12 protein-coding genes are annotated in these 15,180 nt (G+C 71.3%); 7 read left to right on the forward strand and 5 right to left on the reverse strand.

Going from position 1 to position 15,180, the window contains the following annotated elements; genetic code table 11:
* The first annotated feature begins 69 nt into the window (after nucleotides 1-69).
* Nucleotides 70-717 carry a CoA pyrophosphatase gene (locus ABZU32_RS16940; protein WP_354837657.1) on the forward strand — a complete coding sequence of 216 codons (648 nt, stop codon included), beginning with the start codon at nucleotides 70-72 and terminating at the stop codon, nucleotides 715-717.
* Nucleotides 718-776: 59 nt separating this feature from the next.
* Here ABZU32_RS16940 and ABZU32_RS16945 read toward each other — a convergent pair whose 3' ends face one another.
* Nucleotides 777-1,424, reverse strand: a complete 648-nt coding sequence (locus ABZU32_RS16945) for a HEAT repeat domain-containing protein (RefSeq protein ID WP_354923046.1) — start codon at nucleotides 1,422-1,424, stop codon at nucleotides 777-779.
* A gap of 61 nt (nucleotides 1,425-1,485) precedes the next feature.
* Here ABZU32_RS16945 and ABZU32_RS16950 point away from each other — a divergent pair, with 61 nt between their 5' ends.
* Nucleotides 1,486-2,676 (forward strand): MarP family serine protease, encoded by a 1,191-nt coding sequence (locus ABZU32_RS16950; protein WP_354837661.1) that lies wholly within the window; start codon nucleotides 1,486-1,488, stop codon nucleotides 2,674-2,676.
* Nucleotides 2,677-2,704: 28 nt separating this feature from the next.
* Here the strand turns inward: ABZU32_RS16950 and ABZU32_RS16955 are convergent, their stop codons facing one another.
* The 4 genes from ABZU32_RS16955 to acs all read right to left on the reverse strand — a co-directional run bounded on the left by ABZU32_RS16955 (nucleotide 2,705) and on the right by acs (nucleotide 7,261).
* Nucleotides 2,705-3,148 (reverse strand): DUF309 domain-containing protein, encoded by a 444-nt coding sequence (locus ABZU32_RS16955; RefSeq protein WP_354923327.1) that lies wholly within the window; start codon nucleotides 3,146-3,148, stop codon nucleotides 2,705-2,707.
* Nucleotides 3,149-3,372: 224 nt separating this feature from the next.
* Nucleotides 3,373-4,299 (reverse strand): alpha/beta hydrolase, encoded by a 927-nt coding sequence (locus tag ABZU32_RS16960; RefSeq protein WP_354923049.1) that lies wholly within the window; start codon nucleotides 4,297-4,299, stop codon nucleotides 3,373-3,375.
* Nucleotides 4,300-4,307: 8 nt separating this feature from the next.
* On the reverse strand, nucleotides 4,308-4,904 hold the full coding sequence (locus ABZU32_RS16965; RefSeq protein ID WP_354923052.1) for a phage holin family protein: 597 nt from the start codon (nucleotides 4,902-4,904) through the stop codon (nucleotides 4,308-4,310).
* Nucleotides 4,905-5,284: 380 nt separating this feature from the next.
* Entirely contained in the window at nucleotides 5,285-7,261 is a 1,977-nt protein-coding gene (gene acs / locus ABZU32_RS16970; protein ID WP_354923055.1) for an acetate--CoA ligase, read from the reverse strand.
* Nucleotides 7,262-7,681: 420 nt separating this feature from the next.
* Between acs and ABZU32_RS16975 the strand changes: the two genes are divergently transcribed.
* The 5 genes from ABZU32_RS16975 to ABZU32_RS16995 all read left to right on the forward strand — a co-directional run bounded on the left by ABZU32_RS16975 (nucleotide 7,682) and on the right by ABZU32_RS16995 (nucleotide 14,847).
* Nucleotides 7,682-8,611, forward strand: a complete 930-nt coding sequence (locus tag ABZU32_RS16975; RefSeq protein ID WP_354923058.1) for an oxidoreductase — start codon at nucleotides 7,682-7,684, stop codon at nucleotides 8,609-8,611.
* Between the two features lie 1,446 nt (nucleotides 8,612-10,057).
* The gene (gene ssd / locus ABZU32_RS16980; RefSeq protein WP_354923061.1) at nucleotides 10,058-11,098 is read left to right on the forward strand and encodes a septum site-determining protein Ssd; all 1,041 of its coding nucleotides are present in this window, start codon (nucleotides 10,058-10,060) and stop codon (nucleotides 11,096-11,098) included.
* A 184-nt stretch (nucleotides 11,099-11,282) separates the two neighbouring features.
* Nucleotides 11,283-12,440: a TadA family conjugal transfer-associated ATPase gene (locus ABZU32_RS16985; protein ID WP_354923064.1), complete on the forward strand. Its 1,158-nt coding sequence runs from the start codon at nucleotides 11,283-11,285 to the stop codon at nucleotides 12,438-12,440.
* Between the two features lie 66 nt (nucleotides 12,441-12,506).
* On the forward strand, nucleotides 12,507-13,226 hold the full coding sequence (locus ABZU32_RS16990) for a type II secretion system F family protein (protein ID WP_354923067.1): 720 nt from the start codon (nucleotides 12,507-12,509) through the stop codon (nucleotides 13,224-13,226).
* 589 nt (nucleotides 13,227-13,815) lie between these two features.
* Nucleotides 13,816-14,847: a type II secretion system F family protein gene (locus ABZU32_RS16995; protein WP_354923070.1), complete on the forward strand. Its 1,032-nt coding sequence runs from the start codon at nucleotides 13,816-13,818 to the stop codon at nucleotides 14,845-14,847.
* Nucleotides 14,848-15,180: the final 333 nt, after the last annotated feature.

Genomic DNA, 15,180 nt, shown 5'->3' on the forward strand with positions numbered 1-15,180 from the left:
CGAGGTTTCGCACGGGAAGCGGGAAGCTGCCGCATGCGGCCGATGTTGCTCCCCGCAAGGAGGTATGGCATGACTGCTCCCGTGCCCGGCTGGTTGAACGATCTCGCGGCGAACGCCGTCCACCATCCCGTTCCCGCGGCGTTGCGCCCGCCGGCCGTCGGAGGGCGTGCCGCGGCCGTCCTGCTGTTGTTCGGGGAGTCGGCGCTCGGCCCCGACGTCCTGCTGATCCAGCGCAGCGCGAAGGGGCGCAACCACGCCGGCCAGCCCGCGTTCCCCGGCGGGGGCGTGGACCCGGGCGACGGCGGCCCGGTCGGCGCGGCGCTGCGCGAGGCGCAGGAGGAGACCGGTCTGGAACCCGGCGGCGTGCAGGTGGTCGGCACGCTTCCCGAGCTCTACGTCTGGCGGAGCGACAACAGGGTCACCCCCGTGCTCGGCTGGTGGCACACGCCCTGTGCCGTCCACGCGGCCTCCCCGGACGAGGTCGACGCCGTGGCACGCGTGCCCATCGCCGAACTGGTCGACCCGGGCAACCGGCTGCGGCTGCGCCTTCCCGGCGGCTTCGCGGGGCCCGCGTTCAAGGTGCGCGGAATGCTGGTGTGGGGGTTCACGGCGGGCATCCTGAACGACCTGCTGGCGGCCACCGGCTTCGAGCGCCCCTGGGACGGCGGCCGCGTCGAGGAACTGCCCCCCGAGATGCTCCGCCTCGCCCGCCGCTAGGCCGGCCTCTGTGGGCCGTCCCAGCGGGAGCAGCGACGATCACGGCAGGATGGCGACGGTCACGGCAGGATGAGACCCAGCGCCGCCCAGTCGGCGACGTCCTCGTCGGGGTCGGTGGCGAGCCGGCGGAGCGCCGCGAGCCCGGCCGGGTCCGGCGGACGGCCGACGACGTGCGACAACGCGTACGCCGCGCCGTAGCGGACGGTCGCGTCCTGATGCGTGGACAACTCGATGACCGACGGGAGGGCTCGTCCGTCCCGCAGGTGCCCGAACGCGATCAGCACGGCGTGGAGCACGCGGACGTCGTCGTCCGAGGCGGCCAGGTAACGCAGGACCGACAGCGTCTTGTCGACGAAGGGCCGCAGCGGAGTGCCCAACTCACCCAGGATGTCCACGCCCAGCACGCGCTCGACGCGGGAATCGCTCGCGCACAGCCTCCGGGCCTCGGTGAAGGTCTCGAGATCGCCCCGGGCGTGCAGCGCGTCCACGGCCTTCCACCTGCGGGGGCCGTCAGGGTCGTCGTCCTCCAAAGCGAGGGCGATCAGCTCATCGACGCCGAGTTTCGCCAGCTCCGGAGACACGCCCGCGTCCGCGCGCATCCAGCGGAGGTTGCGGACCCAGGATTGCGGCCTGCCGTCGGGCACGGTGGCGCCCGTGCCGGGGCGCCCGTCCGCTCGCCCGTCGTTCGACCCCCCGATCGATACCATGCCGCAACGATATCGAGCCAACGAGTGCACGGCTCGTGGCCGCGCTGGATACCGTTGAGGCGTGAGCGGCGATCTCCTCGATTTCATCCTGATTGTTCTCGTGATCGCCTTTGCCGTGTCCGGCTATCGGCAGGGGTTCATCATCGGGGCTTTCAGCTTCCTCGGCTTCGTCGGCGGGGGTGTCCTCGGGGTGTTGATCGCGCCGCCGATCGCGCACGCCGTCGTGAGCGCCTCCACCGAGCAGGCCCTGCTCGCCATAGTGATCGTCTTTCTCGGTGCGGTGATCGGCCAGTTCGCCTCCTCGACGATCGGCGCGGTCGTCCGCAGCCACGTCACCTGGGAGCCCGCCCGCACCGTGGACGCGCTCGGTGGCACCTTCACCAGCGCGCTGTCGGTCCTGATCATCGCCTGGCTGATCGGCTCGCTGCTCTCCGTCGCGCCCTTTCCGTGGCTCAACCAGCAGACCAACGGCTCGCTGCTCCTGCGGACCGTCGACGCGGCGATGCCCGAGAAGGCCAAGGAGTGGCAGCTCTCCTTCAAGGAGTTCGTCGACAACTCCGAGTTCCCGCAGGTGTTCAACGCCATCGGCGGCGGCACGTTCGTCGATGTGCCGCCGCCGGACGCCAGCGTGGTGCGCGGCCCACAGCTCCAGCGGGCCCGCCGGGCGATCGTCAAGGTGCAGGGGACGGCTCCCGCCTGTCGCAAGCTCATCGAGGGCACCGGCTTCGTCTTCGCGCCGCACCGCATCATGACCAACGCGCACGTGGTCGCCGGTGTCACCCAGGAGCTGCGGGTCACCGACGAGAACCGCATCAGGCACGACGCCCAGGTCGTCCTGTACAACCCCGACCGGGACATCGCCATCTTGTACGTCCCCGACCTGGACGTCCCGCCGCTGAAGTTCGACTTCACCGCCGAGGGTCAGGACGACGCGATCATCGCCGGTTTCCCGAAGGGCAAGGGGTTCACGACCCGGCCGGCCCGCATCCGCGTCAAGCAGAACGCGAAGGCCTCCGACATCTACTCGCGCAAGACGGTCACCCGCGAGGTGTACGCCATCCGGGGGCTGGTGCAGCCGGGCAACTCCGGCGGTCCGCTGCTCACCCCGACCGGCCAGGTCTACGGCGTGATCTTCGCGGCGGCGACCGACCAGCCGGACACCGGATACGCGCTGACCGCCGCCGAGGTGCGTCCCGACGCCGACGAGGGCAGCGCCTCGGTCGCCCGCGTCGACACCCAGGACTGCGACTGACCTCCCCGGCGCGAGGCCGGGCGATCTGTCAGGACCGGCCGGCGGGAGAGGCTCTGAAGGCGTCCGCGACCTGGGCGATGGCCTCGGCCGCAGGGGTCGCCGGATGCTCGGTGAGCTCGCGGGCGGCGCGCACCGCCGCGGTGAGGTCGACAGGACGACGGTGCGTGGCGGCGGTCCCGGCGTCGTACCGTGCGAGCCGGTCGGCGCCGCGGTCGAGCAGCGTGGCCGCGCCCCGGGTGTTGCCCCGCTGGAGGTGGGTCAGACCGACGCAGATCTGGGCCAGCCCCTGCCACAGCTCGCGCTCGTCCTGCGGACCGGTCTTCCAGCGCGCCTCCAGCACCTCGTGGGCGTGGAACGGGCGCTCCTCCACCAGGTAGGCGAGGGCGTCGGCGACGGCCCGTCCGGCATCCGGGGCGTAGTCGTCGGGGACGCGCTCCACGCCCGGCGCGCCCTTGGGGAGCGGGCGGCCCAGCGCGTCACGCGGCCGGGCGTTGCGCGGCCGTCCCGCCGGATCCCGGTCCCGTCCCGCCGCGTCCGCGTCCGCGTCGCGGTCGGCCGGAGTCGTCTCTCGCGTGTCCGCGTCCGCGTCTGTGTCCGTGTGGGCGTGCGGGCCCGTGTGGTGGTCGTTCTGTCCCGTCTGGTGGCCGCTCACCGTCCGTCCCTCCTGGGTTTATGACCCCACAGTACGAAATATCGTCATCTGTCGGGTTCGGGGTCCTCCAGCCAGCCAAGCAGCTCGGCGTCGAACTGCTCAGGACGCTCCTCGTGCGGGAAATGTCCCACGCCCTCCAGCAGCCGCCAGCGGTACGGGGCGGCGACGTACCGGCTCGACCCCTGCGCGGCGCGCGGCGGCATGCAGGTGTCGGCCGCGCCATGGAGCTGCAGCGTCGGCATCTCCAGCTCCGTGCGCATGAGCTTGCGATAACGCATGCCGTCCGGCCGCAGCTGGGAGCGGACGAACCAGCGGTGGTACTCAAGGGCGCAGTGGGCCACCGTGGGGATGCTGAAGGCGTCGCGGTAGGTCGCCGTGACCTCCTCCTGCAACCCGCCGGGACCCGACCACGCGTCGAGCAGCCGCCCCACCTGCGCAGCGCCGTGCTTGGTCAGCCGCCGCTCCGGAAGCAAGGGAAGCTGGTACCCCAGAAGGTGCCTGCCGGCCTTGGGCCGCCCGAACGGGTTGCCGAGGATGGCTTGCCGCAGCCGCAGCGGGTGCGGGGCGGACACGGTGACCAGACGGTGCACGACCTTCGGGTCGGTCGCGCCCATGGTCCACGCCACCAGGCCGCCCCAGTCGTGGCCGACGACCACGGCGCACGTCTCGCCGAGCGCGCGGATCAGCCCGGCCATGCTCCCGGCGAGCGAGGGCAGGTCGTACCCCCGGGGCGGCTTGTCGCTGGCGCCGTACCCCCGCAGGTCCACCGCGACGGCCCGGTACCCGGCCCCGGCCAGGGACTCCAGCTGGTGCCGCCAGGTCCACCAGAACTGCGGGAAGCCGTGCAGCAACAGCACCAGCGGCCCCTCGCCGGCCTCCACGACGTGGAACATGCCGTTGCCCGCGTGGACGGAACGATGGGTCCAGGGCCCGGGGATCCGGGCCAGCGACTCGTCGGGACGTGCGCTCATGGCCGGACTCACAGGTTCGGGCTCGTGCGCCCGGGGTCGAGGTCGCCGGCGGCCGGGCCGTCCGAGGACCCGGTGGACGTCCCCGCCGGGCCGCCGGACGCCGCGGCCGACGAGCCGGCCAGCGGCACGCGGTGGTGGCCCACCTCGCCCGCCGTCGGGCCGCGATACGGCTCGGGCACCGGTCGGGAAGGGGAGGCGAGCGGGACGGCGGGCTCGTCCCCGTCGGGCCTGGCGACGTCCTTGAGGCCCTTCAGGCTCCGCGCGGTGCGTTTCATGCCGGTGAGGCCCTTGAGCCTGCGGTAGCCGACGAAGGCGAGCAGCAGCGCCACGACGAGGTAGAACACCGTCACGATCGTGAACGCCAGCCACTGCATCATCCCGAGCTGCACCAGCCCGTAGGCGATCGCGAACGAGGCGAGGATCAGGCACAGATGCAGCATGAAGGCGGCCACACCGAACAGCCCGGCCGCCGTGCCGACCCGTTTGGCGTCGAACTTGAGCTCGGCCTTCGCCAGCTCGATCTCCGAGCGGACCAGGGTCGAAATGTGGTGGCTCGCCTGGGCGACGAGAGCGCCGAGCGATTCCTCCTCGGGCGGAGCGGCCATGTCTGCTCTCCTATCGGATGTTGCGGTCACATTCATCCTGCGTGATGTTCATCGTCCCGCCTCGCCGTCCGATTCGCCGCATCGGACTCGCCCGTGTTCGCCGCATCGGACTCGCCTGTGCGCGAAAACCCCGCGGTATCGAACATGCCGGGTACTTCCCCGATCAGGAGAACGCATGACCTCGCGGGCACCGCGACCCGGCCCACCGTGGGCCTGATCCAGTGGCCTTCAGGCCCCGGAACGCCGCGGGTAGCGGCCCGGCGGCCTTCCGGCCTGGAACGCCGCGGGTGCGGACCGGCGGTCTGCGCGACCGGATCGATCCGCACCCTTCAGGCGATCATCCGTGGAAGATGGGCGTTCCGTGGACTTCGGACCGCCGATCAGTCCTCGCTCGACGTGGACGGCAGCTTCTCGGAGATCAGCTTCATCACCGAGCTGTCGGCCAGGGTGGTGACGTCGCCGATGCTGCGGTTCTCCGCCACGTCGCGGAGCAGGCGGCGCATGATCTTGCCGGACCGGGTCTTGGGAAGCTCGGGGACGACCATGATCTGACGCGGCTTGGCGATCGGCCCGAGCGCCTTGGCCACGTGGTCGCGCAGCTCCTTGGCGATGTCGGCGCTCTCCTCCGCGCTGCCGCGCAGGATGACGAACGCCACGATGGCCTGACCGGTGATCGGGTCCGTGGCGCCCACCACCGCCGCCTCGGCCACCTTGGGGTGGGAAACCAGCGCCGACTCCACCTCGGTGGTGGAGATGTTGTGACCGGACACCAGCATGACGTCGTCGACCCGGCCGAGCAGCCACAGGTCGCCGTCCTCGTCGCGCTTGGCGCCGTCCCCGGGGAAGTACATCCCCTCGAAGCGGGACCAGTAGGTGTCGACGTAGCGCTTCTCGTCACCCCAGATGCCGCGGAGCATCGACGGCCACGGCTCGCGGATCACCAGGAACCCGCCCCCGCCGTCCGGCACCGACTGTGCCTGGTCGTCCACGACGTCGGCCACCACGCCCGGCAGCGGGCGCATGGCGGCGCCGGGCTTGCCGGAGGTCACACCGGGCAGCGGGCTGATCATGATGGCGCCGGTCTCGGTCTGCCACCAGGTGTCCACGACCGGGCAGCGGTCGCCGCCGATGTGCTCGCGGTACCAGACGTAGGCCTCGGGGTTGATCGGCTCGCCGACGGACCCCAGGACGCGCAGGGACGACATGTCGTACTTGGCGGGGATGTCGTCGCCCCACTTCATGAACGTGCGGATCGCGGTGGGCGCGGTGTAGAGGATCGTCACGCCGTACTTCTGCACGATCTCCCAGAAACGGCCCCTGTGCGGGGTGTCGGGGGTGCCCTCGTAGATCACGCTGGTCGCGCCGTTGGCGAGCGGGCCGTACACGATGTAGGAGTGTCCGGTCACCCAGCCGATGTCCGCCGTGCACCAGTAGATGTCGGACTCGGGCTTCAGGTCGAACACCGCGTGGTGGGTCCAGGCCGTCTGCGTGAGATAGCCGCCCGTGGTGTGCAGGATGCCCTTCGGCTTCCCGGTCGTGCCGCTGGTGTAAAGGATGTACAGAGGGTCCTCGGCGTCGTGCTGCGCCGGCTCGTGCTCGTCGCTCTGGCGGTCGACGATGTCATACCACCAGATGTCCTTGTCGGTCACCTGGACGTCCTGGCCCGTCCGGCGCACGACGAGCACGTGCTCGATGCCCGGGCACTCGGCGACGGCCTCGTCCACGGTGGGCTTGAGCGCGCTCGGCGCCCCGCGACGGTAGCCGCCGTCGGCGGTGATGACCAGTTTGGCGTCGGCGTCCTGGATGCGCCCGCTGAGCGCCGTGGCCGAGAAACCGCCGAAGACCACCGAGTGGACCGCGCCGATGCGCGCGCACGCGAGCATCGCGATCGGCAGCTCGGGGATCATCGGCATGTAGATCGCGACGCGGTCGCCCTTGCCCACGCCCAGCTCGGTCAGGGCGTTGGCCGCCTTGCTCACCTCGCGCAGCAGGTCGGCGTAGGTCAGCGTGCGCGTGTCGCCGTCCGGCTCGCCCTCCCAGTGGTAGGCGACCTTGTCACCGCGGCCGGCCTCGACGTGCCGGTCGACGCAGTTGTAGGCGACGTTCAGCGTGCCGCCCAGGAACCACTTGGCGAAGGGAGGATTCCACTCGAGGGTCGTCTCCCAGCGCCGCCCCCAACTCAGCCGGTCGGCCGCCCGCTCCCAGAAGCCGAGACGGTCGTTCGCCGCCTCGTCGTAGGCGTCGGCCGTCACGTTCGCAGACGAGGCGAGGTCCGCCGGCGGCGCGAAGCGCCGGCTCTCGTGCAGCAGGTTCGACAGAGTCTCCTGGGTCTCGCGACCAGGGGTTTCCGGGGCCACAACGTACTCCTTCACATGGCCTGGCTCGATTGGGCTGGGTCCCACTTCACCAGTCCCGAGGTGGCGGGACAAGGGGGGACGGACCGGCGAAGCCCGTCGGCGGTCACCTCCACCGTGGTTCACAACGGGCTTTACATGCGGTCACAAAAGCTGCGGATTCGTTGTGGAAATGATATCCAACAATAAAAGCGGAGAGCACAGAAGGCCCATTCGCGGCATGCTCGTTGAACGGTGTGAACCACGCGCCGAACGGCACCCCCATTCGCCGGCGGCGCGCACCGGCGGCGCGCACCGGGGGCGCCATTGACGACGCCGTGAACCTCCGCCCGCTCCGCCGGGCGCGACCTGAACTCCCCTTGACCCGCCGTTGACCTTCACCGCCGTACGCCCGCATCGTACTCGCCGGTAGGGTCGGGAGGCGTGAGCGACCCACTGGCTGTCATCGCCGGGCTGCCCGGCGTCCCGGACGCCGTCCAGAGCGCCCGGTCGGCCGTCGACCGGCTGTACGGGCACCGCGTGCTGCGCCGCCGCGGCCCCGAGGTGTCCGCGGAGTCCGCCCTGCGCGGCGCGCGCGCCTCCGCCGCGCTCGAAGGCGCCGACGTCGCGCTGGAGACGCTGCGGTCGGGCGAGGCCGAGTCCCTCGTCGCGGCAGGGGCGCTGCGCGCGTCCGCCGAGATCGGACGCCTGGGCGCCACCTGGAGAACGGCGCCGCGGCAGGTCCTCGCCCGTCTCCACGCGCTGGCCGCCGTCGGCATCATCCCGGACCCGCTGCTCGGCCGCCCGCGGACGGACGCCTCCTCCGGCACCCGGTCGGTGACCGATCCCGGCGCGCACCGCGACGGGCAGGCTGTCGGCCGCACTCGCCCTGACGCCGCCGGCGCGGTCGTCCCGGGTCCCGGCGCTGATGCCGGTGACGCCGCTGACGTGGACCGTCCGGGCTCGGCCACAGACGTCCTCGGTATCGGCCCGGCTCCGGGCGCCGCGGCCGCGGCCGCGCGTCTCACCTCGCTGGTCACGTTGATCACGACGCCGACCAGGGCCCCGGCGCTGGTGCTGGCCGCTGTCGTGCACGCCGAGCTGGCCGCGGTCCGGCCCTTCGGGACCGCGGACGGCCTGGTGGCGCGTGCGGCCGAGCGGCTCACGCTCGTGGAGTTCGGGCTGGACCCCAAGTCGCTGGTGGCGGTCGAGGTCGGGCACCACGATCTCGCGGACGCGTACGCCGAGAGCCTGCGGGGCTACCTCAAGGGCACCGGCGAGGGCGTGGCGGCCTGGGTGCGGCACTGTGCCGCCGCCGTGGAGGTCGGCGCCCGCGAGGCCACGGCCATCTGCGAGGCCCTGCAACGAGGCTGAGTCTCACCGGCCCCGCATCGCCTCGCCCGAGCCGTGATGGGGGTCAGGTGCACCGGATCCAGATCACCGGACGGGCTCCGCCGCGCGGCCGGCCGCCGGACGCGGCTCGCGAGACGCGGATCGCGAGACGCGGATCGCCGGCCTGGGATCGCGGGCCTGGGACGGCCGGGCTGTGACGGCCGGCTGGAGATCGCCGCGACTACCGCGAGATCCTACGAGAATCGACGAGGTTGAACGAAAAAATCTTCCTCGTCTGGCTGAACCGGTGAAATTCTTGCGCTGCAACGAACAAGACGGGCGAGGTTTTACGGTCGGTGCGGCGAGGGGGATACGGCTCCGGACAGAAGCGAACGGCGCCCCTGGTCTGGGACGCCGCCGCCAGTGCGCCACACCGGGTTACCAAGCGTGCACCTCAAATCGTCGTAGCGGGTCAAGCCCGTCTCGACGCGCCTCCCGCGGCTGGTCGCGCGTGGGTACCCGGTGGTCGCACTCGAACACTCAGTCCGTGCAACCTTTCTACGTCGGATCCCGCCTGATGGGAACCCCTTGGAGCAAGACCTTTACCGACCTTCGCTCGTCCGGGCGCCGAACCGGCGCGCCTCCGAGCATGCCGCGAACGGGGCTCGCCGCGCCGTCCCGAAGATCCTGACAGCCGGATGTGAAGACCTTTCGATCACCGCCCGTGATCGGTCTCTCTCGGGACGTTTTCCGCATACTTGTAGTAGCCGATCCGCTACGGCGGAAAAAAACTCGCGGAAATCAGAGATTGCTCCTCGACGGAACTTGAGTTCATCGGGCACCATACGTTGGTGTCCACATGACTGTGGCGTTGGTTCCTGGGTAAGATTTTTGCAGTCCCTTGCCACGCTGCGGTCGGCGATGAAAGCTTTCTTCTAAAACGGGACCGGCTCTACCCCCCCGGAGCCGGACCGGTTGGCGACCCCCGCTCTCCCCCCCCGGCGGGGGTCGCCCTTTTCTCCTCCATCCCTGCCGCCGCGCAGAGCTTCCCCCGGGCGACCCGGCTCCCTCTTTCGCCACCGCGCACCCCCGCCTCCACCGCCTCAGGACGGCAGGAGCACCTGCCGGTGCCGCCGGCCCACACCGACAGCGCGGTGTGGCCAGGCCAGCGGTGGGCGAGGCACGTGTCGAGGGAGCAAGGACCCCCCAAGCAACTCGAAGCGGCTACACGGGACGCCCTGCGACGAACGCCATGCGAACGCTGACAGGAGCAGCGAGGGGCATCCGGCGGCGTCCAGCGCTGCCATGGCTCAACGCGATGGCGATGCTGGGATGCCCATCGGGGGGCCACGGCGGCCGGGCCGCCGGCCTCGGCTTCTCCCGTCTCGCTCGCAGGTCAGAGGGTTATCCACAGAACGCCGTTCGCTCCCATGAGCGATGTGGCCGGTCCTGGAAGGTGGTGGCCTCAGACGACAGGGAGGCCACCCCATGCCCCGCCCATTGGTGATCACCGAAGATCAAGATCTGCTGGACGATCTCCTGCGGGTCGCGGCCGCCGCCGGTGTGGAGATCGACGTCGCGCACGCCCCGACGCATGCCCGGCCTTACTGGCAGCGCGCCCCGCTCGTCGTCGTGGGCGCGGACGCGGCCGACGCCCTGGCCGCGACCGGGCCACCGCAGCGGCAGGGCGTGCTCCTCGTGACCAGGGCGTGCGACGATCCCGCCGTCTGGCGACGATGCGTGGCCGTGGGCGCCAAGGCGGTTCTGGAACTGCCGCAGGCCGAGCGGCGACTGGTGGACGAGTTCGCCGAGGCGTCAGAGCCGATGATCAGGGCCGGTGAGACGGTCTGCGTCATCGGCGGCAGCGGCGGCGCCGGCGCCAGCGTGCTGGCGGCTTCCCTGGCCCTCACCGGAGCGCGACGTGGCATGCGCACGCTCCTCGTGGACGCCGACCCGCTCGGCGGCGGCATCGACGTCATCCTCGGCCAAGAGCACGCCATCGGCGCACGATGGCCCGACATCGTCGAGCGTGAGGGCCGGGTGAGCTTCGCGGCCCTGCAAGCCGCCCTGCCGACGATGGGCGAGCTCACCGTGCTGTCGTGGCATCGCGGGGAGTCCCCACCCATCCCCGCGGAGGCCATGCGGGCCGTCCTCGAGGCCGCGCACAGAGGGTGCGATCTCATCGTCGTCGACCTCCCTCGACATGTCGGCCCCGCCGCGGGCGAGGCGCTCTCGCGAGCGGGGTCCACCCTGCTGCTCGTGCCCGCGGACGTGCGAGGCGTGCTATCCGCCTCCCAACTCCTGATCGAGATCAGCCGGCACACCTCGGACATCGGCGTCGTGGCGCGCGACGGCGTCCTGCTCCCCGAGGTGATCACCCGCTCCCTCGGCGTGTCCTGTGTCGGGGTTCTCGAAGACCAGCGCGGCCTCGCCGACGTCCTCAACCGCGGCGACGCCCCACCCCTCGGCGACCGCACTCCTCTCGGCCGCTTCTGCGCCGACTTCCTCACCACCCTGGAGCCCCGATGACCCCTCATCCCACCGCGTCCACTGGTCCCACCGCGTCCATCGGCCCCACCGGCTCTACTGGCCCCAACGGATCCATCCGCCCCACGGGGTCCATTCCCCCCACCCCGTTCATATCTCGCCCCATCCCGTCCACTCCTCAGCCACCCACACCCGTCACGCCCTCCCTGACCGTGGACACCCGCCGATGAATCGTCTGGTGGTGTCCCCTGACCTGGTAGAGGCCGTCCGGGTGCGTCTCGCCCGCACGGGCGCCCAGCCCTCGGCCGCTCAGGTGGCCGCCGCGCTCCGAGCCGAGCACGCGGTGCTGGGGGACGCCGAGGTCCTCGAGGTCGCCCGTGCTCTGAGGGCCGATCTCATCGGCGCCGGGCCGCTCGAGCCCTTGCTGGCCGAACCGGAGGTCACCGATGTGCTGGTCAACGGCGCTCGCAACGTCTGGATCGACGCCGGTGACGGCCTGCGGCGCACCTCGGTCGTCTTCCCCGGCGACGACGAGGTGCGCAGGCTCGCCCAGAGGCTGGCCGCAGCCGCGGGCAGGCGCCTGGACGACGCCTGCCCCTACGTCGACGCCCGTCTGCCGGGCGGCGTACGCCTGCACGCGATCCTGCCGCCGGTGGCCTCCGACGGCACGTGCCTGTCCCTCCGGCTCCCACCCCGCAGGTCCTTCACCCTGGAAGAACTGGTTCCAGGCCCTGGGGCCGCGGCGGTGCGCGCGATCGTGATCTCCCGGCTGGCCTTCCTCGTGACGGGTGGAACTGGTACTGGAAAAACCACACTTTTGTCCGGAATGCTTTCCCTGGCTCATCCTGGCGAGCGGTTGATCCTTGTCGAGGACTCCTCGGAGCTGCGGCCGATCCACCCGCATGTCGTCCGCCTGGAGACCAGGCCGGCCAACCTGGAAGGGGCCGGCGGCGTAGGCCTCCGCGACCTGGTCCGGCAGGCCCTTCGCATGCGCCCGGACCGCTTGGTCGTAGGAGAGGTGCGCGGCGCTGAGGTCGTCGACCTCCTTGCCGCGCTCAACACCGGCCACGACGGTGGTTGTGGAACTCTGCATGCGAACAACCCCGCCGATGTGCCCGCCCGGCTGGAAGCGCTCGCCTGTGCCGCCGGGCTTTCGAGGGAGGCCGTCCACAGCCAGATCGCCGCGGCCCTCGACGCCGTGATCCACCTCGTCCGCGACGCCGGTGGCGGACGCCGCAGAGTCGCCGAGATATGCCTCATGGAACGCGAGTCGTCGGGCCTCGTCCGCGTCGTCCCCGCCCTCGCGTTCCCCGCCAACGGCCCACCCCAACACGGCCCGGCGCTGCCCGCGCTCCTCGCCCGCGCTCCTCATGTCCTCCAATGACCCCGTTCTCCCGCCCCACCGCCGAGTTCCGAGCCCTTCTGGGCGGCGAGCAGGAGGAGATGTTCGATGCTCGTGGTCGCCGTCGTTTTGATCGCTCTGGCAGTGGGGGTCTGGACGAGCCCTGACGCCGCGACCGTTCGGCTGCTCGCCTTGACACGTCCCCGAGACCAGGCGCGATGGGCGAGCATCGCCCGGTTGTCGCGTGTCGCCCTCCGGCGAAGTCCCGCACGGCAGGCCGCCGCATGGAGAAGGTCCTCGATCGAACTGAGCCAGGCTCTGGTCGCCGAGCTGGCGACGGGGCGGCCGCCGGGAGACGCGCTGGCGCGGGCGGTGTCCTGCCTCGTCCTGCCCGATCCCACCGCCCTTCGTCCTGTCATCGCCATAGCCCGCGACGGTGGTGACGTGGCCTCGGCTCTCGAGCGAGCCGCTCCTGATCACGGTGGAGAAGGTCTGGTGCGCCTCGCGGCCTGCTGGCGCGTCAGCCAGACGTCGGGCGCGGGGTTGGCCGCTCTCGTGGAAAGGGTGGGCTGCTCTCTGCGGGAGGCCGAGGCGCACCGTTCTGAGGTCACGGCCCAACTGGCCGGTCCGCGTTCCACCGCTCGGCTGCTCGCAGGGCTTCCCCTGCTCGGAATCCTGCTCGCGGCCGGGCTGGGGCTGCGTCCGCTGGACTTCTTGCTCGGCGGCCCGGCCGGCGTGGCATGTCTCGGCGCCGGTGGGCTGCTGGACGTCGCGGGCCTGTGGTGGATGAACCGGCTCGTCTCCCACGCCCAAGAGCGGGGCACATGATCGTGAACCAGACAGACACGTGTCCACGCGACGGCCGTGCGACTACTGGTGATCATTCAACGATGGCGGTTCATACAGGGCCGTCTGTGCAGGTAGGGCCCTACTTAGTGCGGTGACCGCGTACGTTCGCCGGGCGCGGCTCGCCACCCCGGGCCGCACCTGGTGCGGTGACCGCGTACGTTCGCCGGGCGCGGCTCGCCACCCCGGGCCGCACCTGGTGCGGTGACCGCGTACGTTCGCCGGGCGTGGCTCTCCACCCCCGGCCACGTGTCAGTGATCGGCGCCGGGTCGGCGGGTCGTGGTATGGCGATGCCGGCGCCTGCTACGGCGCCCGAGCCGGTGAACGTTCGTGGACAGCGCGCTAGCGGCTGACATCGCGCATTCGAGTTCAGTGACTGGTCCGACGCACTGGTTCGACGACGTGTACGCGCCCTGAGCGGGGATGGTGAGCTCCAACACACACCAGCACCGCTCTGACGACATCCGCGCCTTTGAACCAGCTCAAGGCGATGAACCAGGCGGGGCTGTTACGTGAGATGAGTGCCCGCCCTGCCCGTCCGGTCCCACAACAGGAAGGCTCGGAGGACTCATGAGCATCTTGCTCGCTACCGGCCTCGTCGGGTTCTCCGCGTGGCTCTGGTTGACTCCGTGGGATCCGGGCGAGCGTCTGGCCAAGATCCCCATGTTCCGCATGCGGCTCAACGCGGAGGCACGCCCTGGGCAGCATGGTCGCGATAGGCGAGCGATGGTTCATGCGGGCGCTCGACCGCCGTACGAGCCGGCGCGGGCCGGACACTCCCATGCGACGCCCGTCTACAGAGGCAGAGGCGGCAGCGAACGCCTGGGCGGCCTTGCACATACAGGAGGCGGCGAACGCTGGGGCGGTGTCGATCGCCCGGCGGGAGTCAAGCAGTTGAGCGCTGTTGAGCGCCTCGACGGCATCAACGGCGTGTCGGGCGTCTTCGCCTCTGGTGGTGCTTCCGGGCTGAGGGGGCGGTTCGCCAGATACGGCCTCGGCGCGTACACGTTCCGGAAGGCACTTCCGTCGATCTTGGTCGCCATCGGAGGCATCGCGCTCGTCGGTGGCGTGCCCGGAGTGGTGTGCGGAGTCGGCGCGGGTGTGCTGACGCTGGTGATCGGTCACCGCGCGGAACCCCGCGAGGCACGTCGGCGCCGGGCGCGGATCACGGCCGATCTTCCGTTCGCGGTCGATCTCATGGTGGCCTGTCTGCGGGCGGGCCGGCCGGTGAGCGCCGCGGTGCAGACGGCCGCGAACGCGATCGGTGGTCCGCTCGGCGAGCGCCTGGCATGGGTGAACGGCCAGCTGCGGCTTGGTGCCCGCCCTGAGGATGCCTGGTCGGCGCTGGAGAAGGACCGGCCACTGGCGGCGATGGCGCGTGGCATGGTCCGCGCGGCCCTCAGCGGGGCGCCGGTGGCCGATGTGCTGTCCAGACTCGCGGATGACGCGCGGCAGGACGCTCGGGCCGCCTCCTCCGCTGCGGCCCGACGGGTGGGCGTTCAGGCGGTCGCGCCTCTCGGACTGTGTTTCCTGCCGGCCTTCGTGCTCGTGGGAGTGATCCCAGTGGTCGCGGGTCTGGCAGGTCAGGTCTTCGGCCGCTGACCGCCGCTGACCGGTCGATGAGCGGCCGTTGAGCGCCGACGATCGGCCGACGACCGGCGGGCGACGAGCGAGATCAGACCCGTGACATCGGCGCTCACCGCCGATGTCACGAGGACATCAGGATGACCCGCCGATCTGGCCGGTCACTTCCCTATCGCGCACCCCGGCGGGTACGAGCTGGAACCAGCCCCAGGCGGCGGCCGCCCGGCCCGGCGGCACGCCTCTGCAGATGCCGTTTGCCGTGGCCCACGTGAGCCGCCTCGCCAATCCTGGCCGTCGCGAGGCGTCACGGACGTGAGCCCTCCAGTCGTGGTGAGCGGCGAACCGTCCACA

This window comes from Sphaerisporangium sp. NPDC005288, assembly GCF_040607475.1.
Taxonomy (GTDB): Bacteria; Actinomycetota; Actinomycetes; order Streptosporangiales; family Streptosporangiaceae; genus Sphaerisporangium; species Sphaerisporangium rhizosphaerae.

What these genes read in the sequence shown, in the direction of transcription:
- ABZU32_RS16940 (WP_354837657.1), top strand. Translation starts at nt 70, where the DNA reads ATGACTGCTCCCGTGCCCGGCTGGTTGAACGATCTCGCGGCGAACGCC.
- ABZU32_RS16945 (WP_354923046.1), bottom strand. Translation starts at nt 1,424, where the DNA reads ATGGTATCGATCGGGGGGTCGAACGACGGGCGAGCGGACGGGCGCCCC.
- ABZU32_RS16960 (WP_354923049.1), bottom strand. Translation starts at nt 4,299, where the DNA reads ATGAGCGCACGTCCCGACGAGTCGCTGGCCCGGATCCCCGGGCCCTGG.
- ABZU32_RS16965 (WP_354923052.1), bottom strand. Translation starts at nt 4,904, where the DNA reads ATGGCCGCTCCGCCCGAGGAGGAATCGCTCGGCGCTCTCGTCGCCCAG.
- ssd (WP_354923061.1), top strand. Translation starts at nt 10,058, where the DNA reads ATGCCCCGCCCATTGGTGATCACCGAAGATCAAGATCTGCTGGACGAT.
- ABZU32_RS16985 (WP_354923064.1), top strand. Translation starts at nt 11,283, where the DNA reads ATGAATCGTCTGGTGGTGTCCCCTGACCTGGTAGAGGCCGTCCGGGTG.
- ABZU32_RS16990 (WP_354923067.1), top strand. Translation starts at nt 12,507, where the DNA reads ATGCTCGTGGTCGCCGTCGTTTTGATCGCTCTGGCAGTGGGGGTCTGG.
- ABZU32_RS16995 (WP_354923070.1), top strand. Translation starts at nt 13,816, where the DNA reads ATGAGCATCTTGCTCGCTACCGGCCTCGTCGGGTTCTCCGCGTGGCTC.